Origin of the sequence: Streptococcus sp. Marseille-Q5619, from assembly GCF_946901205.1 — a bacterium.
Classification (GTDB): domain Bacteria; phylum Bacillota; class Bacilli; order Lactobacillales; family Streptococcaceae; genus Streptococcus.
In genome coordinates this window covers 402016-422338 of record NZ_CAMPPO010000004.1, presented here as the reverse complement: position 1 = coordinate 422338, position 20323 = coordinate 402016, and the positions used below count along the sequence as shown (strand labels likewise).

22 protein-coding genes, 2 tRNA genes, 1 rRNA gene and 1 pseudogene are annotated in these 20323 nt (G+C 38.6%); 24 read left to right on the top strand and 2 right to left on the bottom strand.

Going from position 1 to position 20323, the window contains the following annotated elements; all coding sequences use genetic code 11:
* Positions 1–66: 66 nt before the first annotated feature.
* The 20 genes and pseudogenes from OC530_RS07630 (at position 67) to OC530_RS07535 (ending at position 15348) form a co-directional block, all read left to right on the top strand.
* Positions 67–627, top strand: a complete 561-nt coding sequence (locus OC530_RS07630) for a phosphatase PAP2 family protein (RefSeq protein ID WP_262080984.1) — start codon at positions 67–69, stop codon at positions 625–627.
* A gap of 113 nt (positions 628–740) precedes the next feature.
* A complete protein-coding gene (locus OC530_RS07625; RefSeq protein ID WP_000776606.1) occupies positions 741–1187 on the top strand; it encodes a LytTR family DNA-binding domain-containing protein in 447 nt (148 codons plus the stop codon).
* Positions 1188–1191: 4 nt separating this feature from the next.
* Positions 1192–1866 (top strand): hypothetical protein, encoded by a 675-nt coding sequence (locus OC530_RS07620; protein WP_262080982.1) that lies wholly within the window; start codon positions 1192–1194, stop codon positions 1864–1866.
* Positions 1867–2106: 240 nt separating this feature from the next.
* Positions 2107–2304 (top strand): annotated as a pseudogene (locus tag OC530_RS07615) (N-acetylmuramoyl-L-alanine amidase family protein); the annotation flags it as partial.
* Between the two features lie 229 nt (positions 2305–2533).
* Positions 2534–2833 carry a DUF4651 domain-containing protein gene (locus OC530_RS07610; RefSeq protein ID WP_262080979.1) on the top strand — a complete coding sequence of 100 codons (300 nt, stop codon included), beginning with the start codon at positions 2534–2536 and terminating at the stop codon, positions 2831–2833.
* Positions 2830–3147 carry a thioredoxin family protein gene (locus OC530_RS07605; protein ID WP_000615777.1) on the top strand — a complete coding sequence of 106 codons (318 nt, stop codon included), beginning with the start codon at positions 2830–2832 and terminating at the stop codon, positions 3145–3147. Before OC530_RS07610 ends, OC530_RS07605 begins: the two co-directional genes overlap by 4 nt.
* Before the next feature lie 15 nt (positions 3148–3162).
* On the top strand, positions 3163–3789 hold the full coding sequence (gene ytpR, locus OC530_RS07600; protein ID WP_262080977.1) for a YtpR family tRNA-binding protein: 627 nt from the start codon (positions 3163–3165) through the stop codon (positions 3787–3789).
* Positions 3790–3830: 41 nt separating this feature from the next.
* Positions 3831–4592 carry an SDR family NAD(P)-dependent oxidoreductase gene (locus OC530_RS07595; RefSeq protein WP_262080975.1) on the top strand — a complete coding sequence of 254 codons (762 nt, stop codon included), beginning with the start codon at positions 3831–3833 and terminating at the stop codon, positions 4590–4592.
* A 77-nt stretch (positions 4593–4669) separates the two neighbouring features.
* On the top strand, positions 4670–5065 hold the full coding sequence (locus tag OC530_RS07590; RefSeq protein WP_000282442.1) for a single-stranded DNA-binding protein: 396 nt from the start codon (positions 4670–4672) through the stop codon (positions 5063–5065).
* A gap of 87 nt (positions 5066–5152) precedes the next feature.
* Positions 5153–6118, top strand: a complete 966-nt coding sequence (locus OC530_RS07585) for a substrate-binding domain-containing protein (protein WP_078237993.1) — start codon at positions 5153–5155, stop codon at positions 6116–6118.
* On the top strand, positions 6118–7455 hold the full coding sequence (locus OC530_RS07580; protein WP_262080965.1) for a sensor histidine kinase: 1338 nt from the start codon (positions 6118–6120) through the stop codon (positions 7453–7455). The genes OC530_RS07585 and OC530_RS07580 overlap by 1 nt, the downstream gene beginning before the upstream one ends.
* Entirely contained in the window at positions 7430–8113 is a 684-nt protein-coding gene (locus OC530_RS07575; protein WP_020903143.1) for a response regulator transcription factor, read from the top strand. Before OC530_RS07580 ends, OC530_RS07575 begins: the two co-directional genes overlap by 26 nt.
* Positions 8110–9402, top strand: coding sequence for an ABC transporter substrate-binding protein (locus tag OC530_RS07570; protein ID WP_020903144.1), 1293 nt, complete (start codon positions 8110–8112; stop codon positions 9400–9402). Before OC530_RS07575 ends, OC530_RS07570 begins: the two co-directional genes overlap by 4 nt.
* Positions 9403–9562: 160 nt before the next feature.
* Positions 9563–10000, top strand: a complete 438-nt coding sequence (locus OC530_RS07565) for a PTS sugar transporter subunit IIA (RefSeq protein WP_020903145.1) — start codon at positions 9563–9565, stop codon at positions 9998–10000.
* Positions 10001–10026: 26 nt separating this feature from the next.
* A complete protein-coding gene (locus tag OC530_RS07560) occupies positions 10027–10521 on the top strand; it encodes a PTS sugar transporter subunit IIB (protein ID WP_020903146.1) in 495 nt (164 codons plus the stop codon).
* A gap of 23 nt (positions 10522–10544) precedes the next feature.
* Entirely contained in the window at positions 10545–11387 is an 843-nt protein-coding gene (locus OC530_RS07555) for a PTS sugar transporter subunit IIC (protein WP_078238001.1), read from the top strand.
* Positions 11368–12222 carry a PTS system mannose/fructose/sorbose family transporter subunit IID gene (locus OC530_RS07550; protein WP_031233157.1) on the top strand — a complete coding sequence of 285 codons (855 nt, stop codon included), beginning with the start codon at positions 11368–11370 and terminating at the stop codon, positions 12220–12222. Before OC530_RS07555 ends, OC530_RS07550 begins: the two co-directional genes overlap by 20 nt.
* A 299-nt stretch (positions 12223–12521) precedes the next feature.
* Positions 12522–12806 (top strand): co-chaperone GroES, encoded by a 285-nt coding sequence (gene groES / locus OC530_RS07545; RefSeq protein ID WP_262080957.1) that lies wholly within the window; start codon positions 12522–12524, stop codon positions 12804–12806.
* A 15-nt stretch (positions 12807–12821) separates the two neighbouring features.
* Positions 12822–14444: a chaperonin GroEL gene (gene groL / locus OC530_RS07540; RefSeq protein ID WP_112445775.1), complete on the top strand. Its 1623-nt coding sequence runs from the start codon at positions 12822–12824 to the stop codon at positions 14442–14444.
* Between the two features lie 136 nt (positions 14445–14580).
* Positions 14581–15348, top strand: a complete 768-nt coding sequence (locus OC530_RS07535) for an epoxyqueuosine reductase QueH (protein WP_173253684.1) — start codon at positions 14581–14583, stop codon at positions 15346–15348.
* 70 nt (positions 15349–15418) lie between these two features.
* Here the strand turns inward: OC530_RS07535 and OC530_RS07530 are convergent, their stop codons facing one another.
* Positions 15419–15952: a DUF402 domain-containing protein gene (locus OC530_RS07530; RefSeq protein WP_000775321.1), complete on the bottom strand. Its 534-nt coding sequence runs from the start codon at positions 15950–15952 to the stop codon at positions 15419–15421.
* A gap of 88 nt (positions 15953–16040) precedes the next feature.
* Positions 16041–16817 (bottom strand): recombination regulator RecX, encoded by a 777-nt coding sequence (gene recX, locus OC530_RS07525; protein WP_164226864.1) that lies wholly within the window; start codon positions 16815–16817, stop codon positions 16041–16043.
* Between the two features lie 37 nt (positions 16818–16854).
* Between recX and rlmD the strand changes: the two genes are divergently transcribed.
* The 4 genes from rlmD to OC530_RS07505 all read left to right on the top strand — a co-directional run bounded on the left by rlmD (position 16855) and on the right by OC530_RS07505 (position 20256).
* Entirely contained in the window at positions 16855–18210 is a 1356-nt protein-coding gene (gene rlmD / locus OC530_RS07520; RefSeq protein ID WP_173218973.1) for a 23S rRNA (uracil(1939)-C(5))-methyltransferase RlmD, read from the top strand.
* Positions 18211–18271: 61 nt separating this feature from the next.
* A tRNA-Glu gene (locus tag OC530_RS07515) sits at positions 18272–18343 on the top strand.
* A gap of 243 nt (positions 18344–18586) precedes the next feature.
* Positions 18587–20132, top strand: a 16S ribosomal RNA gene (locus OC530_RS07510).
* Positions 20133–20183: 51 nt separating this feature from the next.
* Positions 20184–20256: transfer RNA gene (locus tag OC530_RS07505), tRNA-Ala, on the top strand.
* Positions 20257–20323 lie beyond the last annotated feature (67 nt).

The following is a 20323-nucleotide window of genomic DNA, read 5'->3' as shown; positions in this document are numbered from 1 at the left end:
TCTGCACTATACTAGAAGACAAGTGCTTCCCTATAAGCAAAATTTGAGTAAGTGATGAGAAAATATATGAAAAATTATCAAGAATGGTATGGCCACGTTGCTAGTAACATTAAAAATAAGCCCTTTCTTCTGAGCTTGTTAAGAACTTTCAATCGGTTCATGACGGTAGTTATGCCTATGATTTATCTAACCTTGTTAGCAATTACCTATTTCCAAGAAGGACTTGGGAAACAGGTCGGAATCTATGTGTTTATCCCTGCATCAGGTTTCCAAGAAGGACTTGGGAAACAGGTCGGAATCTATGTGTTTATCCCTGCATCAGGTTTTGTGATTTTGTCCTTTCTTCGTAAGAAAATCAATGCCCCTAGGCCTTATGAGGAATGGACTATTAAACCCTTGCTTGACAGAGATAGTCCTGGTCAGTCTATGCCCAGTCGTCATGTCTTTTCAGCAACCATTATCTCCATGGCTTGCTTACATGCTAGTTTATCTGTAGGGGTTATCCTGTTGGTCTTGTCAGCCTTCCTCGGTCTAGTGAGAGTCTTAGGGGGAGTGCATTATCCCAAGGATGTAGTGGTTGGTTATATTTGTGCTCTTGTATGGGGTGTGATTTTCTTTCTATTTTGACTTGTATGTTAAGTTGGTCCTACAACCACTTACTGGTTTAAAGTAACCACTTGCTTTTTTGCTCTTGTTTTCTTATTTTTCCTTTGATATAGTAGAGTCAGAAAGGAGATGGAATGAAGTTACGAATCGAAATTGATAGCAATTTAGAGGAAACTGAAATTGTCATCAAGGCAGCGGCTTTGACAGATGAGATTGCGGATTTGCAGCGTCTCTTGCAAGAATCCAAGTCTCCTCGGTTGATTTTTTACAAGGGGACGGGCGAATATTATCTGGACTTGTCGGAAATTCTCTTCTTTGAGACGGAAGGTAGCAAGATTTATGCCCATACCCAGAAAGATGCCTACGAGGTTCGGCTTAAACTCTATGAGTTAGAGGCTATCCTTCCTCGTTATTTTAGTCGGGTATCCAAGTCAACGATCGCTAATATTCGGCAAGTTTATTCGGTGGACAAGTCCTTTTCAGGAACGGGCACCATTTCCTTCTATCAGACCCATAAGGAGGTTCATGTCTCACGACATTACCAATCCCTCCTAAAAGAAAATCTAAGAAACATGAGGTAAGAACATGAAAAAGAAAGCATTTGGTATTGTGTTGCTAGTATTGGCAGCATGGATTTTATTACAGGGACATTATGGTGTTCCATCTTTGGAGACTAAGTATTCTCCTTTTGTCTTTATCGCTTTTCTATTGTATAAGGCAATAGAATCTTCCCTTAGGCATCATTGGACAAGTGCTACTTTTTTAGCATTAACAGCATTAAATATAGTGAATCTTTTTTATGATTGGATTCAGCTATCTCCTGTTTCCCTTATTTTGGCTAGTATTTTAATCGTAATGGGTGTCAGCACACTCACTCACTCTAACAGAACTTGGAATGGGAAAAAATGGTGGCATGATGGTGAAAAGACCATTCTTACAGATAAGGAAGTCGCTTTTGGGACTGGGACTTTCTACAAGCAAAATCAAGAATTGGTAGAAGACCAAGTAGAAGTTGGCTTCGGAAATGCTAAGATATATTACGACAATGCAGAGATGTTAGGTGATTTTGCTACTCTGGATATCGAAGTTGGTTTTGGCAATGCAGTTATCTATGTTCCCCAACATTGGAGAGTTGATTTGAAGGTGGAAACTTTCTGTGGTGTAGCCAAGGCAGATGCCCCTCTAGCCCCAACCAGCAAAACCTTGATTATCCGTGGAGATGTGGCCTTTGGGAAGTTGGGAATTGTCTACGTTAAATAAAAAATCTTCACTTCAATCATCAAAATAGGCGTACTAAGAGTAGGAAATTGATGCCTTGCTCTGATTTCAGTTCTATGGTTGTTAGACTTTAAAAAATGAAATGTTGCCTTTAAAAGTTGTATATTTTTCGATATTTTGGCTCTTACGTTTGATGTATCTATGTCCTACAGCGTGGATGATGTAGTGTAAAATGCTTTAAAAAATGAATGATATTGGACAGTTTTTTGAACCTTTAATTGCTCAGGAGCCATGAAAGCAAGCACTTGGTTTTATAATAAGGGAGAATGGTATTATGTAAGTTCTTCTGGTGCCATGATTGCGAATGATTGGGTCAAAGACAATGGCAAGTGGTATTATCTAGCTTCATCAGGTAAGATGCTTCGCAATACCTACACATCTGATGGTTACTACGTTGGTAACTCAGGTGCCTGGCAATAAGAATAATACTCTTCGAAAATCTCTTCAAACTACGTCAGCGTCGCCTTACCGTAGGTATGGTTGTTCTATCCACAACCTCAAAACACTGTTTTGAGCAACCTGCGGCTAGTTTCCTAATTTGCTCTTTGATTTTCATTGAGTATAAGAAGTCCTTTTCCTTTAAGGAAGAGGCTTTTTACTTGCTTTTCTGCTGCTTCTTCATTTGTCCTAAAGCCTTTTTTGTGTTAAAATGAATGGTATGAAAGCTAAAAAAATGTGGATGGCAAGTCTGGCTCTGCTTGGTATTGGGAGCCTTGCCCTTGCTACGAAAAAAGTTGCAGATGACCATAAGCTCAGGAAGATTCAGGAAGAGTTGACAGCGATTGTACGAGACCATTTTTCAGACATGGGGGAAATTGCGACCCTCTATGTTCAAGTTTATGAAAGCAGTATGGAGAGCTTGGTTGGTGGCGTCATTTTTGAGGATGGCCGTCATTATACCTTTGTCTATGAAAATGAAGACCTAGTCTATGAGGAGGAAGTCTTATGATACAACCAGCAAGTTTAGAAGAATTAGCATCTTTAGTGGAAAAAGATGGCAAGAAGGTCTTTCTTTTTGTAGCAGACTGGTGTGGCGATTGTCGTTATATCTATCCTGCCTTACCAGAAATTGAGGAGACCAATCCAGAGTTCACCTTTATTCGGGTGGACCGAGACCAGTATATGGATTTGGCTAAACTCTGGGATGTTTACGGAATTCCTAGCCTTGTTGTTCTAGAAAAAGACAAGGAAATCGGCCGTTTTGTCAATCGCGACCGTAAAAGCAAGCAACAAATTAACGACTTTTTAGCAGGACTGAAATAGGAGAAAAAGGAAACAATGATTTTTACATATAATAAAGAACATGTCGGTGATGTCCTTATGGTCATCGTGAAAAATAGCGGAGATGCCAAACTAGATGTGGAACGCAAAAGCAAGGTAGCCCGTGTTTTTCTCAAAGATAATGGGGAAACAGTGGCGTGGAATATTTTCGAAGTTTCAAATTTCTTTGAGATTGAAGAGCGCGGTCAAGTCTTTTTATCAGATGAGCAAGTAGCTCGTTTGAACCAAGAATTGCAGGCGGAAGGTTTTGCAGAGGAAATTATCAATGATAAAGAGCCTAAGTTTGTTGTTGGTGAAATTGTCGAGATGGTAGCTCATCCAGATAGTGACCACCTCAACATCTGCCAAGTTGCAGTCGCAAGTGACAAGGCAGTGCAAATCGTTGCAGGGGCTCCTAATGCGCGTGTCGGGTTGAAAACCATTGTGGCTCTTCCTGGAGCTATGATGCCAAAAGGCAACCTCATTTTCCCAGGTGAACTTCGTGGTGAAAAGAGTTTTGGCATGATGTGCAGTCCTCGTGAATTGCATCTGCCAAATGCTCCGCAAAAACGTGGTATTATTGAATTATCAGAAGACCAAGTTGTTGGAACTCCATTTGACCCAGCGAAACACTGGACTGCATAAGAAGTTGTCAGTATCTAATAGACCAGCTAGAAGGAAATAAGATGGCAAAAAATGTTGTGATTACAGGAGCGACATCAGGTATTGGTGAAGCAATTGCGCGTGCTTATCTGGAGCAGGGTGAGAATGTCGTTCTAACCGGACGACGGACAGACAGGTTAGAAGCCCTTAAGTCGGAGTTTGCAGAAACTTTTCCAAAACAAACAGTTTGGACTTTTCCCCTAGATATCACAGATATGACCATGGTAAAGACTGTCTGCTCTGATATTCTAGAAACGATAGGTCAGATTGATATTCTGGTCAATAATGCTGGACTGGCTCTTGGCTTGGGTCCCTATCAAGACTATGAAGAGTTGGATATGATAACCATGTTGGATACCAATGTCAAAGGTTTGATGGCAGTCACTCACTGTTTCTTGCCAGCAATGGTAAAAGCCAATCAAGGACATATCATCAATATGGGCTCAACCGCAGGGATTTATGCCTATGCAGGTGCAGCAGTTTATTCAGCTACCAAGGCAGCGGTTAAGACCTTTTCAGATGGACTGCGAATTGATACCATCGCAACGGATATCAAGGTGACGACCATTCAGCCTGGAATTGTCGAAACAGATTTTTCTACAGTACGTTTTTATGGTGACAAAGAGCGGGCTGCCTCCGTTTACAAAGGAATCGAAGCCTTGCAAGCTCAGGATATTGCAGACACAGTAGTCTATGTGACCAGTCAACCTCGTCGTGTTCAGATTACAGATATGACCATTATGGCCAATCAACAGGCGACAGGTTTCATGGTTCATAAAAACTAAAAAATTTCCTCGAAAAGTTACAAATTTCTGTAACTTTTTTTGATTTCCTGCGAATAGATAAGTAGGAGGAAAAAAATATGTATAATAAAGTTATCTTAATCGGACGCTTGACGTCTACACCAGAATTGCACAAAACCAACAATGACAAGTCAGTAGCACGAGCAACTATCGCTGTGAACCGTCGTTACAAAGACCAAAACGGTGAACGCGAAGCTGATTTTGTTAATATGGTTTTATGGGGTAGACTAGCGGAAACTTTGGCAAGCTACGCAACTAAAGGAAGTCTCATTTCCGTTGATGGAGAATTGCGTACCCGTCGTTTTGAGAAAAATGGTCAAATGAATTATGTGACCGAAGTACTTGTTACAGGATTCCAACTCTTGGAAAGTCGTGCCCAACGTGCTATGCGAGAAAATAACGCTGGGCAGGATTTGGCAGATTTGGTCCTGGAAGAGGAAGAATTACCATTTTAAACATTGAAAAGTCTGAGTTGTTCTCAGGCTTTTTTATAATGTCTAAATGTGTTACAATGAACTAGTTGAAACTTTTTGGAGGTTGGAATGAGTAGAGAATATACAAGAACAATCGTCAAAATTATATTTTGTACAGTAGTCGTATTTGTTTTTGCGATTTATACTCATGTGAGTCAGACAGATCCTATTCCGGGACAAATAAAAGTTGGAGCGACTTATATGACGATGAATAGTGAATTTTATAGACATTTACATAATGAGATTCAACGCTATTCTGATTCAGAAGGTCAGATATTGTATACTCGGGATGCAGAGATGAGTGAAGAAAAACAGAGTAAACAAATTGATGAGTTTATAGAGAAGCGAGTGAATGTTATTGTTATTAATCCGGTTAAGAGTGATAGCGAGCAAATTGTAGAAGCGTTAAGTAGGGCAAAGAATTTTGGAATTAGAGTTATAGCAGTAGATAGTCAGTTGAATAATATAAAAGTTGATACGAGCATAGTTTCTGATAATTACCATGCTGGGATATTAATTGCCAAGGATTTGATGAAACGTACCTCAAATGCTCATATTCTTTTGTTAACGCACAAAGATGCTTTATCAGCTAATCAGAGAATAACTGGTTTTTTGGATACAATAAAATCAGAAGAACATTATCAAATTACCTCAGAAAGAGAAACGGTTGGTCAAACAGAGTATGCTATGACTACTGTAGGTGATGCCTTATCTGAAGGTTTACAATTTGATGCTATAGTGGCTTTAAATGATAGAGCAGCTATAGGAGCTTTAGCAGCAATTAAAGAATTGAAAGTAACTTCAAAAAAACTTATTTACGGAATAGATGGTTCACCAGATATGAAGCATTTATTAGCTACAACAGATGAAGTTACGGGAACGGTTGCTCAATTTCCATCTCATATGGGTAGAAAAGTATCGGAAACAATAGATTTATTAGTAAAAAAAGAAGAAGTTGAAGAATTATATACTATACCTGTACAATTTGTTGATAAAAATAATATAATTCAGTTTGATATTAATGGGTGGCAGTAATGAAACAGGTAAAAGGTGTCCAGTACTCTATAATTTTGCTTTTGTTAATTAATTTTCTAACCATTATATACAATGGAGCTTTGTATATACAGATTACAAACTATGTAATTTCAAAGGGACAGATGATACTCTTATTGGGAGAATTAAACAATATTTCAAAATCACCTGACCAGATTTTTTGGTATTCAATTATTTTTTTTGTCGGTATTATTTTTATATCTACCTATAAAATGTATTCAACTGAGAAAAAGTGGCCAATTTTTTCAAAATGGAATTTGTTTGAAATAGTATTAATGATTGGTGTTATATGGTCACAAAATCTGTCATACAATGGAATAATATTATTAGTTTTTGCTGATATATTCTATAGTTCAAGAGAGTTTCAAGACTCTGATAGTAAACGTTCTTGGATTATTTTTATTTTCTTGAGTTTTTTAATATTACTTTTAACCGACTATGAAATCTTGTCTCTATTTATAAAAGTTCCATCTCTAGCTACCTATATCCAATTTTATCCATCTTCCATACGAGGTATAGTGTTATTTTTAGAAAATGCATTGACATCATTAAATGTTATTATTTTCATCATCTCTTTATTGTCTTATATCCTATATGTGATTAAAGAACATCATAATATTGAGGAAGAGCTTAAAATGTTATCTAGAGTCAACACTGAATTGAATCATTACATATCGTTATCAGAGAAAATCGCTGAAGATCGAGAAAGGAAAAGAATTGCTCGAGAAATTCATGATACTCTAGGGCATGCGTTGACAGGGATTTCAGCAGGGATTGATGCTGTTTCTGTACTAATTGATGTTCATCCTATCCGTGCTAAAGAACAGTTGAAAAATGTTTCAAATGCAGTTAGAGAGGGGATAAAAGATGTTAGGGGATCATTACAGAGACTGAGACCAGGAGCTTTGCAAAATAATGGTTTAAAAGATGCTCTAATATTAATGATTAGTGAGTATGAGTCTCTATCAAAACTCTCTGTCGATCTAAAATATGAATGGGGGAATATTGATTTAGATGTTATGCAGGAAGATACTATTTTTAGGATTATACAAGAATCTATGACAAATTCTGTTCGTCACGGACATGCTAGTAAAATGAGCATTCGCTTTATGAGTGAGGATAACAACATAATAGTTTTGCACGATAATGGAATAGGTTTTGACGACTTACAAATTGGGTATGGCTTGAAACAAATGAGAGAGCGAGTTTCTATTTTAGGTGGTTCTATTCATTTTGAAAATAGGGAAGGATTTTACACTAAAATAGTTTTTCCAAAAATAGGAGGTGAAGTATATGATAAAGGTAATGATTGCAGATGATCAGGCGTTAATTAGAGAGTCTTTGCAGATCATTTTATCAGTATATGCTGATATTGATGTTGTATCCGTCGTTGGTGATGGTATCGAAGCTATGGATAACATTATGACTGTAAAACCGGATATAATTTTAATGGACATTAGAATGCCTAGAATGGATGGAGTATTGGCTACAAAAGAAATCAAAAAACTTTTTCCAAATATAAAAATTATAATCTTAACAACATTTGATGACGACGAATTCATTTTTAGTGCTTTAAAATATGGTGCATCTGGCTATTTATTAAAAGGAGTTTCAACCGACGAGTTATATCAAGCCATTCAGACAGTGTATAAAGGTGGAGCTATGATTAATCCTAATATAGCTAGTAAGGTATTTCAATTGTTCTCGCAGATGGCACAGACCAATTTTTCTATTACTGTGAAGGAAGAGAATATTGAAAATATATCACTGACAGAATGGAAAATTATTCAGCAAGTGGCATTTGGAGAATCAAATAAGGAAATTGCCAGTAATCTTTTTTTATCCGAGGGAACAGTGCGCAATTACCTTTCTATCATTCTTTCAAAACTAAATTTGAGAGATAGGACACAGTTAGCCATATGGGCTGTACAAACAGGTGTGACACAAAAGAATTTTTCAAAGGAAATGGATAAATGAAAGTAAAGCAATTGTTTCTAGCGATACTGTTTGTGCTAAGTTGCTTGAGTTTATTTCTTATTTGGGAAAACAAGCAGATAAAGATTATTAGGCTGGGTTTTTATTCTGATTCTAGTTGGGGAATTCCTACAGGGAATAACAGCTATGTACTAGATGAGGCTATTAAGAAATTTGAAGAGCTTCATCCAGGGGTTAAAATTGTATATGATTCAGGTATTCCTAAGGAGGAGTATTCTAATTGGATTTCAAGTCAAATTTTAAAAGGTTCTGAACCGGATGTATTTCTATTATCAAGCGACCAATTATCTTTATTTGCATCAAAAGGTATTTTAAAAAACCTAAATTCCTATCTGTCTCAAGAAGATGCCTCTAATTTCTATGATGTATCTTTGCAGGCAGCAAAATACGGAGATGATTTATATGGTCTTCCATATGAAAGCAATCCCATGTTGATGTGTGTAAATCAAGATTTACTTTTAAGAGAGGGCATTGAAATTCCTAAAGTAGGGTGGACGCAGAAAGATCTCTATGAGATTAGTAAAAAAGTTACAAAAGATACCGATGGAGATGGAATCGTTGATCAATTTGGGATAACAGGATATAGTTGGAAAGAATCTCTAGCGGCCTTTGGTGTTAATATTTCTGAGAGTGGTATTCCTCGTATAGATTCGTCAGAAATGAAGGATGCTTTATCCTATATAAGGGGATTGAATCAATTAAACGGACGTTACAAAGTAACCTATAAAGATTTTGATGAAGGGCATGTGGCCTTTTATCCAATGAGTTTGGCACAATATCGAACATATAAACCTTTTCCTTATCATGTGGCCAAATATACAAATTTTAACTGGACATGTATTTCATTGCCAACTACTAAGGAAGACATTCGTTCTACTGTAACAGATACTTCCTTATACGTGGTTTCTTCGCGTTCTCGCAATTCAAACCTTGCCGTATCATTTATAGAATTTTTAACAATTAATCGTGAAATTCAACAAAATTTATTTAATAAGGGTCAAGGAAGCTCAGTATTACCAGAGGTAGTAACTAGTTTGAAGAGTGAAGAGTTGATGAAGAAAGGAATGATTGGTCAAAATGCCTTAACGACTACTTCACTGGATTATATAATGAAAAATTCAATTACAACTATTTCAAAAGGAATAAATTCAAAATCATTGGTTGGAATAGAAGAAAGATTAGAAGCATTATCTATAGATGAAAATAACACGGATATTGAAGGTAGTCTTATTAAGTTACAAAAAGAACTAGATATAGGAACCCTTAAATAGATATCAAGATTATTATTTATTAAATAATACGAACATGGCAGATGTCTTTATTGACATTTGTCATTTTTTTATTGACATTTATCAATAAACTTTTGTGACATTTAACAATTATAAAGTGAAGATAAGGATGATAGAATAAAATCAATAAAAGGAGGGAAATATGAAGTATTTGATATTAGTCAGTCATGGAGGACTCGCAGAGGGATTGAAATCATCTCTTTCTATGTTTGCTTCGGATAAGGTAGATGATGTCATAGCGATTGGCTTAAAAGATGGAGAAAGTCTTGCAGGTTTTTCTGTAGAGGTCAAGAATGTTATTGCATCTCTGGATGAAAATGATTCGGTTCTTGTTTTAGCAGATATTGTTGGGGGAAGTCCTTTAACAACTGTTGCAACAGTATTAGAAGAATTTGGAAAATTAGAGAATGCAACTATTTTGGGAGGTATGAACTTAACAATGGCACTTACAGCAGTGGTGATGAAAGACATTCTGACTGGAAGTGAACTTGTTTCTACGATATTAAACGAATCATCATCGGCTCTACAAGAATTTGAAGTCGGATCAGATGATAATCTTAATGAAGAAGACGATATTTAGTTATATAAGGAAAGGGATAAAAAATTATGGTAGTAACATTTGTACGAATTGACGATAGAATGATTCATGGACAAACAGTCACTAGATGGGCAAAAGAACATCCATGTGATGGATTAATTGCAGTAAATGACGCTGCTGCATCTAATAAGGTTTTAATTCAGGCATATAAAGGTGCGTCAGATAAAAAAACATTTGTTTGGACAAAGGAAGCGTTTAAAGAAAAATCATCTAAAGTAACAGAATCGGATAGTAGATATTTTTTGATTACTAAAAATCCAATTGATATGAAAGAAATTTTAGTAGACCAGGGCTTTATTCCAGGAGATGTTAAAGAAATTATTGTAGGACCTGCTAACGATAGACCAGGTGCTATCAAGTTGGGAAATAATCAATCAATTACTCAAGAGGAAGCAGTTGCACTAGAAGCAATTGAAAAAGCAGGATATAAAGTTAGATTCCAATTATTACCAGATGTATCTATTGGCTATTGGAGTGATTTTAAATCAAAATTTGGATTTTAATAATGAAATAAGGAGACAAAATGATGGAAATTTCTTGGATTCAAGCAGCTCTTTTAGGATTGTTTGCAAGTTTAGCATCGATGCCAGGTATGGGGGGATCCAGTATTGGTAACTATACTTTGGGGCGTCCATTAGTTGGTGGTTTAATTGTAGGTTTAATATTAGGAGATATAACAACAGGGGTAATCGTTGGTGTGGCTTTACAGGTATTATATATTGCCTTAGTAACACCTGGTGGAACTGTATCGGCCGATGTACGGGCAATTTCTTATATCGGAATTCCGTTATCTATCCTATTTGTTCATGCAAATAATATTTCAGGTGAAGTGGCGATTGCAGCAGCAGCAGCGCCAATTGGAGCCGCGGTTGGAACAATTGGAACTGTTTTATTCTATGGTACAGCTACTATGAACTTGCTTTGGCAACACATTGGATGGAAAGCTGTAGAGAAAGGTGATTTTAAGAAGTTATATGCTGTTGATTGGGTATATCCTTGGATTTCACATTTTATCTTTTCTTTCTTACCAACAATGATTATTACAAAATTTGGACCAGATATGGTTGATCTTATGAAAGTATATCTTCCGATGGATGGTTTTGTAATGAAGTCTCTATTTACTGTAGGAGCACTCCTTCCATGTGTGGGTATTGCAATACTTTTGAAACAAATTGTTACAAAAACAACAGACTTTATTCCTTTCTTTGTCGGGTTCACGTTAGCAAAATCTTTAGGCTTGAACTTAGTAGCAAGTGGTGTTGTGTCATTAATTTTTGCAGTAATTTATTATGAATTAGAAGTTATTAAATCTGCCCGTACGACAGCAGTTGTCAGTGATATGGGATTTGATGAAGAGGAGGATATTTAGAATGAGTCGAAAAAAAATATCAAGAAAAACATTGACAAAATCATTTCACCACTGGTTCTATGGACATCTGACATGTTTTTCTCAAGAACATATGCAAACTTTTGGATATTTAACTTCTATGCTTCCAATTGTAGAAGAAATGTATGATACTAAGGAAGAACAAAAAGAAGCTATGCAAACATACACAGCATTCTTTAATACTGAGCCGCAGTTGGGTTCTCTAGTAGTTGGGATAACAGCTGGTTTGGAAGAAGCGCGTGCAAATGGAGATGCCGTAGATAGTGAGACCATCAATGGAATGCGAGCCGGTCTAATGGGGCCTATTGCAGGTATTGGAGATTCACTTATTGTAGGAACATTAATTCCTGTTCTTTTGGGGATAGCTCTAGGTCTTTCTAAAGGAGGAAATATTTCTGGTGCAATATTCTATATTATTGCATGGAATCTATTAGTCTATCTTGGAATGCGTTTTGCTTATTTTAAAGGATATGAACTTGGAGATAAAGCAGTAGAATTTTTAGTAGGTCCTAAAGGTCAGGCGCTAAGAAAAGCAATTAGTGTTGTTGGTGGTATGGTCATAGGAGCTGTTGCAGCAACTTGGGTATCTGTCACTACGGCGCTAGAGCTGAAAAATGGAGATGGAGAAACATTTTTAAACTTACAAGAAAAGATTGATGGTGTTTATCCAGGTCTTTTAACAGCAGGTTTTATTGTTCTATGTTGGTGGCTGATGGCTAAAAAGAAAGTTTCTCCAAATTGGGTGATGCTATTATTGGTAGTTATTGCACTTGTAGGAGTAGCCTTAGGATTTTTCAATCCAGGATTGAAATATTAATAGTATGTAAAAAAGCAACGGTTTATAATCGTTGTTTTTTATATATGCGTAATATAAGGATTTAGAGTTTCGGTATTTTTTATAAAAGAATTAACGAAAATACTAATTTCATAAATCATGTTCGTTAAAATTCTACATTATTAAAGTGCAAAATTAGGATAAAGAAATTTATATATTCATCCTCAGAAAGTCAGACTTTTTTCTTGACTATTTCTGACCAAGTGATACAATAGAACTATGAATTAGCACTCAGATATAAAGAGTGCTAATAATATCTATCTCATTATGGAGGAAATCAGATGTTGAAACCATTAGGGGACCGTGTGGTCTTAAAAGTAGAAGAAAAAGAACAAACTGTTGGAGGTTTTGTCCTCGCAGGTTCAGCCCAAGAAAAAACCAAAACAGCTCAAGTTGTGGCTACTGGACAAGGTGTTCGTACCTTGAACGGTGACTTGGTAGCTCCAAGTGTTAAGCCTGGAGACCGTGTCTTAGTTGAAGCTCACGCAGGTATTGATGTCAAAGACGGCGATGAAAAGTACATCATCGTAGGGGAAGCTAACATCTTGGCAATCATTGAAGAATAGAAGGAGAAAGTAAGTATGTCAAAAGAAATTAAATTTTCATCAGATGCCCGTTCAGCTATGGTCCGTGGTGTCGATATCCTTGCAGACACTGTTAAAGTAACCTTGGGACCAAAAGGCCGTAATGTTGTTCTTGAAAAATCATTCGGTTCACCACTCATCACCAATGACGGTGTAACTATTGCCAAAGAAATCGAATTGGAAGACCATTTTGAAAATATGGGTGCCAAATTGGTCTCAGAAGTAGCTTCAAAAACCAACGATATCGCAGGTGACGGAACGACAACTGCAACAGTCTTGACCCAAGCAATTGTCCGCGAAGGAATCAAAAACGTCACAGCAGGTGCCAATCCAATCGGAATTCGTCGTGGGATTGAAACAGCAGTTACAGCAGCAGTAGAAGCTTTGAAAAACAACGCCATCCCTGTTGCCAACAAAGAAGCTATCGCTCAGGTTGCAGCCGTATCTTCTCGTTCTGAAAAAGTTGGTGAGTACATCTCTGAAGCCATGGAAAAAGTTGGCAAAGATGGAGTCATTACTATCGAAGAATCACGTGGTATGGAAACAGAACTTGAAGTTGTGGAAGGAATGCAGTTTGACCGTGGTTATCTTTCACAGTATATGGTAACAGATAGCGAAAAAATGGTAGCTGACCTTGAAAATCCATACATTTTGATTACTGATAAGAAGATTTCAAATATCCAAGAAATCTTACCACTTCTAGAAAGCATTCTCCAAAGCAATCGTCCACTCTTGATTATTGCGGATGATGTAGATGGTGAAGCTCTTCCAACTCTTGTTTTGAACAAGATTCGTGGAACCTTCAACGTGGTAGCGGTCAAGGCACCTGGTTTTGGTGACCGCCGCAAAGCTATGCTCGAAGACATTGCCATCTTAACAGGCGGAACAGTTATCACAGAAGACCTTGGTCTTGAGTTGAAAGATGCGACAATTGAAGCTCTTGGTCAAGCAGCTAGAGTGACCGTAGACAAAGATAGTACGGTTATCGTAGAAGGTGCTGGAAATCCTGAAGCGATTTCTCACCGTGTTGCGGTTATCAAGTCTCAAATCGAAACCACAACTTCTGAGTTTGACCGTGAAAAATTGCAAGAACGCTTGGCAAAATTGTCAGGTGGTGTGGCGGTTATTAAGGTCGGAGCCGCAACTGAAACTGAGTTGAAAGAAATGAAACTCCGCATTGAAGATGCCCTCAACGCTACTCGTGCAGCTGTTGAAGAAGGTATTGTTGCAGGTGGTGGAACTGCTCTTGTAAATGTCATTCCAGCTGTTGCTGCCTTGGAATTGACAGGAGACGAAGCAACAGGACGCAATATCGTTCTCCGTGCTTTGGAAGAACCTGTTCGTCAAATTGCCCACAATGCAGGATTTGAAGGCTCTATCGTCATCGATCGTTTGAAAAATGCTGAAGTTGGTACAGGCTTCAACGCAGCAACTGGTGAGTGGGTTAACATGATTGATCAAGGGATTATCGACCCAGTTAAAGTTAGCCGTTCAGCCCTACAAAACGCAGCATCTGTAGCCAGCTTGATTTTAACTACGGAAGCAGTCGTAGCCAATAAACCAGAACCAGTGGCCCCAGCTCCAGCAATGGATCCAAGCATGATGGGCGGCATGATGTAAGATTTCTATAGAAAACAACTTATAAAAAACACAAAAGGAGGGAATGACTAACCCTCTTTTTGTGATATTCACTTCTAAATTGATTTGAGCTCTCCTAACTTATATGATAAAATAAGACTAGAAAAAGGAGAAGAACATGATCGATGTAGAAGAAATTCTGAGCAAGATGAACCCCAATCAGAAGATTAATTATGACCGTGTCATGCAGAAGATGGTACAAGTATGGGAGAAAAATGAGCAACGGCCAACCATTCTCATGCATGTTTGCTGTGCCCCTTGCAGTACCTATACCCTAGAATATTTGACCAAGTATGCAGATGTGACTATCTATTTTGCCAATTCTAATATCCATCCCAAGCCAGAATACCACAAGCGGGCTTACGTCACCAAAAAATTTGTCAGTGATTTCAATGAGCGAACAGGAAATACGGTCCAGTATCTAGAAGCTCCCTACGAACCAAATGAATACCGAAAATTGGTCAGAGGGTTGGAGGAAGAGCCTGAAGGAGGCGACCGTTGTAAGGTTTGCTTTGACTACCGCCTGGATAAAACAGCGCAAGTGGCTATGGATTTAGGTTTTGACTATTTTGGCTCAGCCTTGACCATCAGTCCTCATAAGAATTCTCAAACCATTAACAGCATCGGAATCGATGTGCAAAAGATTTATACCACCCACTATCTTCCCAGCGATTTCAAGAAAAATCAAGGTTACAAACGTTCAGTAGAGATGTGTGAAGAGTATGACATCTATCGTCAATGTTATTGTGGATGCGTCTATGCAGCCCAAGCCCAGAATATTGATCTGGTTCAGGTTAAGAAGGACGCCACAGCGTTCTTGCTGGATAAGGATGTTGAAAAAGACTATTCCCATATCAAATTTACAGTTACTAAATTAGATATATAGAGACCAACCCAGTTGAAAAGCTGGGTTTTTCAAATAAAAAAACCAGGGCTTTCACCCTAGTTTGACAACTTTACCGATTCTTTAGTTCTACATAGCGCTTGTACCAAATGTTTACATAGGCTTCTGAGAAAGGACCACGTCCATTGTTAATCCAATCAACAAGAATTTTGACATGTTCTTTTAAAATATAGTCCAAGTCATCAGAATAATTCATTTTGCGTTTGTGACGCTCATACTCCTCAACGTCCAAGAGACGTTTTTCTCCATCTGTAAAAATTTTAACATCCAAATCGTAATCAATATATTTCAGTGCTTCTTCATCCAGATAGTAGGGGCTAGCCATATTGCAATAGTAGGAAGTTCCATTATCACGAATCATGGCAATGATATTAAACCAATATTTCTTGTGAAAGTAAACAATAGCCGGTTCTCGAGTGACCCAACGACGACCATCACTTTCGGTAACCAGTGTATGATCGTTGACACCAATAATGGCGTTTTCTGTTGTTTTTAGTACCATGGTGTCCCGCCAAGTTCGGTGGAGACTCCCATCATGCTTATAACTTTGAATTGTAATAAAGTCGCCTTCTTTTGGAAGCTTCATAACTAACCAACTTTCTACAATTTATAAGTTTATCATTTACTATTGTACCATAAAATTATCTAAAATCTGTGAATTTCACTTGGAAATGTTAAAGATATTCTCTAAGAGCGCTTGCTATGTCCGAAAAATCGTAGCCCTTTCGTGCTAAAACTTGAGTTAAACGCTGCTTCAGTTCGTATCCTTCATACTTTCGGGCATACTTAGCATATTGCTTATCAAGTTCCTTGAAGATGAGTTCTTGAGTCGTTTCTTCATCAACTTGACTATCTAATTGGTCAAATGCATTTTTAGCATCAGAGTAGGAGAAGCCCTTGTTGGTCAGATTCTGGATAATCTTATCTTGCAAAGCACGAGTTGGAAGTTTTCCTTCATATTTTTTCAATAGTTTATTAGCTACACGTTGAGCAACTTCCGAAAAATCAAATTCTTTCAATATCTCTTCTATAGTGGATTTTGAAATTCCTTTTTGTGTTAGTTTCTGAGTCAGTACATAAGGCCCCTTGTCTCCTGAAAGTTGATTGGCATTGATGATAGCATAAGCGTACTGACTATCATTAATCCAATTATCTTCTTTAAGATTAATAATGACTTGAGAAACTATGTTTTCATCAATATCGTATTTTTTCAGATATTCTCTGACCTCTTTTTCAGTGCGTACTTTAAAGGATAAATGGTAGAGGGCCAGATTCTTACCGTAAGAAAATTTGGCAAAGTCCTGAATCTCTTTCAATTCCTCTTCGCTTATCACCTTATCTCTCGATAACATAAAACGAACAATTGTATCTTCGGTGATGTAGCATTTGTTTCCATTATCAAGCTCCATCAGATAGAGTCTTTTTTTCTTTTCAAGTTTTGTGATTTTCATAGTTCTATTATAACTCAAAATGTGATAAGATAGGGGTATGAATCTGAAAGTGAAACAAAAAATACCATTAAAAATCAAGCGCATGGGAATTAATGGAGAGGGAATCGGCTTTTATCAAAAAACATTAGTCTTTGTGCCTGGTGCTCTCAAAGGAGAAGATATCTATTGTCAGATTACTTCTATTAAACGTAACTTTGTTGAGGCAAAATTACTGAAGGTCAACAAGAAGTCTAAATTTCGAGTTGTGCCAGCTTGTACTATTTACAATGAATGCGGAGGCTGCCAAATTATGCATCTGCATTATGATAAGCAGCTGGAGTTCAAGACGGACTTACTTCACCAAGCGCTGAAAAAATTTGCCCCTGCAGGATATGAAAATTATGAAATCCGTCCAACTATTGGAATGCAGGAACCAAAGTACTACCGTGCTAAGTTACAATTTCAGACTCGAAAATTTAAGAATCAGGTCAAGGCGGGCTTATATGCACAAAACTCTCACTATTTAGTAGAGTTGAAAGACTGCCTGGTACAAGACAAGGAAACCCAAGTGATTGCTAATCGTCTAGCGGAATTACTTACTTATCACCAGATTCCAATCACGGATGAGAGAAAAGTTCTAGGTGTTAGAACTATAATGGTTCGACGAGCAAGAAAGACTGGACAGGTTCAGATTATTATTGTTACAAATCGTCAGCTTAATTTAACCCAACTAGTAAAAGACTTAGTTAAAGATTTTCCAGAAGTTGTGACAGTAGCTGTGAATACAAATACAGCTAAAACCAGTGAGATTTATGGTGAAAAGACAGAGATTATCTGGGGACAAGAGAGTATTCAAGAAGGTGTTCTCGATTATGAATTTTCACTATCCCCTCGAGCTTTCTATCAACTAAATCCTGAACAAACAGAAGTTCTTTATAACGAGGCGGTAAAAGCCTTGGATGTTAATAAAGAAGATCATTTGATTGATGCTTATTGTGGAGTTGGAACAATTGGATTTGCCTTTGCAAAGAAAGTTAAAACACTCAGAGGTATGGATATTATTCCAGAAGCTATTGAAGATGCCAAGCGAAATGCTAAAAGAATGGGATTTGACAATACTCATTATGAAGCTGGAACAGCAGAAGAGATTATTCCTCGTTGGTACAAGGAAGGATACCGAGCAGATGCACTGATTGTGGATCCACCGCGTACAGGTCTGGATGATAAGTTGTTAGACACTATTCTTACCTATGTGCCAGAAAAAATGGTTTATATTTCATGTAATGTTTCAACTTTGGCAAGGGATTTGGTAAGATTAGTAGAAGTCTACGATATCCATTATATCCAGTCGGTCGATATGTTCCCACACACCGCTCGAACTGAAGCAGTTGTAAAATTAATAAAAAAAGTTTAAAAAAGGTGTTGACAAAGTTAGAAAAGCCTGTATAATAGTAAGAGTTGAAAATAACAACTCTGGTCCGTTGGTCAAGGGGTTAAGACACCGCCTTTTCACGGCGGTAACACGGGTTCGAATCCCGTACGGACTATGGTATGTTGCAGTTGGAAATACTTGATGAAAAAAGTTTTAAAAAAGTTTCAAAAAAGTGTTGACAAGCGAAAGCGGCTGTGATATACTAATATAGTTGTCGCTTGAGAGAAGCAAGTGACAAAGACCTTTGAAAACTGAACAAGACGAACCAATGTGCAGGGCACTACAACTAAGGTTGTAGTACTGAACAATGAAAAAACAATAAATCTGTCAGTGACAGAAATGAGTGAGAACTCAAACTTTTAATGAGAGTTTGATCCTGGCTCAGGACGAACGCTGGCGGCGTGCCTAATACATGCAAGTAGAACGCTGAAGGAGGAGCTTGCTTCTCTGGATGAGTTGCGAACGGGTGAGTAACGCGTAGGTAACCTGCCTGGTAGCGGGGGATAACTATTGGAAACGATAGCTAATACCGCATAAGAGTAGATGTTGCATGACATTTGCTTAAAAGGTGCAAATGCATCACTACCAGATGGACCTGCGTTGTATTAGCTAGTTGGTGGGGTAACGGCTCACCAAGGCGACGATACATAGCCGACCTGAGAGGGTGATCGGCCACACTGGGACTGAGACACGGCCCAGACTCCTACGGGAGGCAGCAGTAGGGAATCTTCGGCAATGGACGGAAGTCTGACCGAGCAACGCCGCGTGAGTGAAGAAGGTTTTCGGATCGTAAAGCTCTGTTGTAAGAGAAGAACGAGTGTGAGAGTGGAAAGTTCACACTGTGACGGTATCTTACCAGAAAGGGACGGCTAACTACGTGCCAGCAGCCGCGGTAATACGTAGGTCCCGAGCGTTGTCCGGATTTATTGGGCGTAAAGCGAGCGCAGGCGGTTAGATAAGTCTGAAGTTAAAGGCTGTGGCTTAACCATAGTACGCTTTGGAAACTGTTTAACTTGAGTGCAAGAGGGGAGAGTGGAATTCCATGTGTAGCGGTGAAATGCGTAGATATATGGAGGAACACCGGTGGCGAAAGCGGCTCTCTGGCTTGTAACTGACGCTGAGGCTCGAAAGCGTGGGGAGCAAACAGGATTAGATACCCTGGTAGTCCACGCCGTAAACGATGAGTGCTAGGTGTTAGACCCTTTCCGGGGTTTAGTGCCGTAGCTAACGCATTAAGCACTCCGCCTGGGGAGTACGACCGCAAGGTTGAAACTCAAAGGAATTGACGGGGGCCCGCACAAGCGGTGGAGCATGTGGTTTAATTCGAAGCAACGCGAAGAACCTTACCAGGTCTTGACATCCCTCTGACCGCTCTAGAGATAGAGCTTTCCTTCGGGACAGAGGCGACAGGTGGTGCATGGTTGTCGTCAGCTCGTGTCGTGAGATGTTGGGTTAAGTCCCGCAACGAGCGCAACCCCTATTGTTAGTTGCCATCATTCAGTTGGGCACTCTAGCGAGACTGCCGGTAATAAACCGGAGGAAGGTGGGGATGACGTCAAATCATCATGCCCCTTATGACCTGGGCTACACACGTGCTACAATGGCTGGTACAACGAGTCGCAAGCCGGTGACGGCAAGCTAATCTCTTAAAGCCAGTCTCAGTTCGGATTGTAGGCTGCAACTCGCCTACATGAAGTCGGAATCGCTAGTAATCGCGGATCAGCACGCCGCGGTGAATACGTTCCCGGGCCTTGTACACACCGCCCGTCACACCACGAGAGTTTGTAACACCCGAAGTCGGTGAGGTAACCGTAAGGAGCCAGCCGCCTAAGGTGGGATAGATGATTGGGGTGAAGTCGTAACAAGGTAGCCGTATCGGAAGGTGCGGCTGGATCACCTCCTTTCTAAGGATAAGGAACTGCGCATTGGTCTTGTTTAGTCTTGAGAGGTCTTGTGGGGCCTTAGCTCAGCTGGGAGAGCGCCTGCTTTGCACGCAGGAGGTCAGCGGTTCGATCCCGCTAGGCTCCATTGGTGAGAGATCACCAAGTAATGCACATTGAAAATTGAATATCTATATCAAATAGTAACAAGAAAA

What these genes read in the sequence shown, in the direction of transcription:
- OC530_RS07590 (WP_000282442.1), top strand. Translation starts at nt 4,670, where the DNA reads ATGTATAATAAAGTTATCTTAATCGGACGCTTGACGTCTACACCAGAA.
- OC530_RS07535 (WP_173253684.1), top strand. Translation starts at nt 14,581, where the DNA reads ATGATCGATGTAGAAGAAATTCTGAGCAAGATGAACCCCAATCAGAAG.
- OC530_RS07580 (WP_262080965.1), top strand. Translation starts at nt 6,118, where the DNA reads ATGAAACAGGTAAAAGGTGTCCAGTACTCTATAATTTTGCTTTTGTTA.
- OC530_RS07625 (WP_000776606.1), top strand. Translation starts at nt 741, where the DNA reads ATGAAGTTACGAATCGAAATTGATAGCAATTTAGAGGAAACTGAAATT.
- OC530_RS07620 (WP_262080982.1), top strand. Translation starts at nt 1,192, where the DNA reads ATGAAAAAGAAAGCATTTGGTATTGTGTTGCTAGTATTGGCAGCATGG.
- groL (WP_112445775.1), top strand. Translation starts at nt 12,822, where the DNA reads ATGTCAAAAGAAATTAAATTTTCATCAGATGCCCGTTCAGCTATGGTC.
- rlmD (WP_173218973.1), top strand. Translation starts at nt 16,855, where the DNA reads ATGAATCTGAAAGTGAAACAAAAAATACCATTAAAAATCAAGCGCATG.
- groES (WP_262080957.1), top strand. Translation starts at nt 12,522, where the DNA reads ATGTTGAAACCATTAGGGGACCGTGTGGTCTTAAAAGTAGAAGAAAAA.
- OC530_RS07610 (WP_262080979.1), top strand. Translation starts at nt 2,534, where the DNA reads ATGAATGGTATGAAAGCTAAAAAAATGTGGATGGCAAGTCTGGCTCTG.
- OC530_RS07565 (WP_020903145.1), top strand. Translation starts at nt 9,563, where the DNA reads ATGAAGTATTTGATATTAGTCAGTCATGGAGGACTCGCAGAGGGATTG.
- recX (WP_164226864.1), bottom strand. Translation starts at nt 16,817, where the DNA reads ATGAAAATCACAAAACTTGAAAAGAAAAAAAGACTCTATCTGATGGAG.
- OC530_RS07575 (WP_020903143.1), top strand. Translation starts at nt 7,430, where the DNA reads ATGATAAAGGTAATGATTGCAGATGATCAGGCGTTAATTAGAGAGTCT.
- OC530_RS07585 (WP_078237993.1), top strand. Translation starts at nt 5,153, where the DNA reads ATGAGTAGAGAATATACAAGAACAATCGTCAAAATTATATTTTGTACA.
- OC530_RS07630 (WP_262080984.1), top strand. Translation starts at nt 67, where the DNA reads ATGAAAAATTATCAAGAATGGTATGGCCACGTTGCTAGTAACATTAAA.
- OC530_RS07570 (WP_020903144.1), top strand. Translation starts at nt 8,110, where the DNA reads ATGAAAGTAAAGCAATTGTTTCTAGCGATACTGTTTGTGCTAAGTTGC.
- OC530_RS07530 (WP_000775321.1), bottom strand. Translation starts at nt 15,952, where the DNA reads ATGAAGCTTCCAAAAGAAGGCGACTTTATTACAATTCAAAGTTATAAG.
- OC530_RS07605 (WP_000615777.1), top strand. Translation starts at nt 2,830, where the DNA reads ATGATACAACCAGCAAGTTTAGAAGAATTAGCATCTTTAGTGGAAAAA.
- OC530_RS07550 (WP_031233157.1), top strand. Translation starts at nt 11,368, where the DNA reads ATGAAGAGGAGGATATTTAGAATGAGTCGAAAAAAAATATCAAGAAAA.
- OC530_RS07555 (WP_078238001.1), top strand. Translation starts at nt 10,545, where the DNA reads ATGGAAATTTCTTGGATTCAAGCAGCTCTTTTAGGATTGTTTGCAAGT.
- OC530_RS07560 (WP_020903146.1), top strand. Translation starts at nt 10,027, where the DNA reads ATGGTAGTAACATTTGTACGAATTGACGATAGAATGATTCATGGACAA.
- ytpR (WP_262080977.1), top strand. Translation starts at nt 3,163, where the DNA reads ATGATTTTTACATATAATAAAGAACATGTCGGTGATGTCCTTATGGTC.
- OC530_RS07595 (WP_262080975.1), top strand. Translation starts at nt 3,831, where the DNA reads ATGGCAAAAAATGTTGTGATTACAGGAGCGACATCAGGTATTGGTGAA.